The 974-nt window shown below is 40.7% G+C and carries 1 protein-coding gene; it reads left to right on the top strand.

Annotated elements, in window-relative coordinates; translation table 11 throughout:
- Window positions 1–974: SspB-related isopeptide-forming adhesin (locus ADG03_RS05100; RefSeq protein WP_049520964.1), on the top strand; the 974-nt coding region annotated here is incomplete at both ends.

Here is a 974-nt window from a genome sequence, read left to right as displayed (position 1 = left end):
AACAAGGACAACATCCAATCAGTAGGTATCTCAGATGACTACGATGAAGCGAAGTTGGAACTTGATTCTACTAAGATCAAAGCTTACGACTCAGTAACAGGCGCAGAAGTAACAGATAAATTCGATATCACTGTGAACAACGGTGTGATCACTGCAACCCTTAAAGATGGCTTCACTAAGTCACTTGGCGATGCGGAAAACACACAAGTCATCGACACAACTAAATTTGAATTTGGACGTTACTACAAGTTTGACATTCCAACAACAGTGAAAGCTGATGTTGCTGCTGGTGTAGATATTGAAAATACTGCAGCGCAAGTTGTAAACTACTACAACCCAACAACTAAGAAGGTTGAAACACCAGAGAAACCTACTCAAAAACGTGTAAACAACGTTCCAGTACCAGTAGAGTTCAACTTCACTAAACGTTTGGAAGGTCGTGAGCTGAAAGCTAACGAATTCAGCTTCGTGCTTAAAGATTCAGAAGGTAATACTCTTGAAACTGTAAGCAATGATGTGGCTGGTAACGTTAAGTTCAAAGCTCTTGAATTCAAGAAAGGTCAAGAAGGCGTTCACAAGTATACAGTTGAAGAAGTCGCAGGAACAGATGCAACAGTATCATACGATACAATGAAAGCAGAAGTAACTGTAACAGTATCACACGACGGAACAGCTAAAGTTCTCGTGGCAACTGTTGGTGATATCGCTGATAAAGAATTCAATAACACAGTTCGTCCTCCAGAAGAACCTAAGTTCCAACCAGAGAAATACGTTGTTTCTAAAGAAAAATTCGATATCACAGGCGACAAGCTCGTTGATGATGACAAAGAGTTGGCAGACAAGTACGCAGATACTAATGCGGACCCATATGCGGACGATGCATCAAACAACGAAAAAGAAAACTTGAACACCAAGACTGTGAACCGTGGCGACAAGTTGGTTTACCAAGTATGGTTGGATACAACTAAATTTGA

The sequence above is a fragment of the Streptococcus parasanguinis genome (assembly GCF_001069785.1).
Lineage (GTDB): Bacteria > Bacillota > Bacilli > Lactobacillales > Streptococcaceae > Streptococcus > Streptococcus parasanguinis_T.
This window is presented reverse-complemented; position numbering and strand designations above follow the sequence as displayed.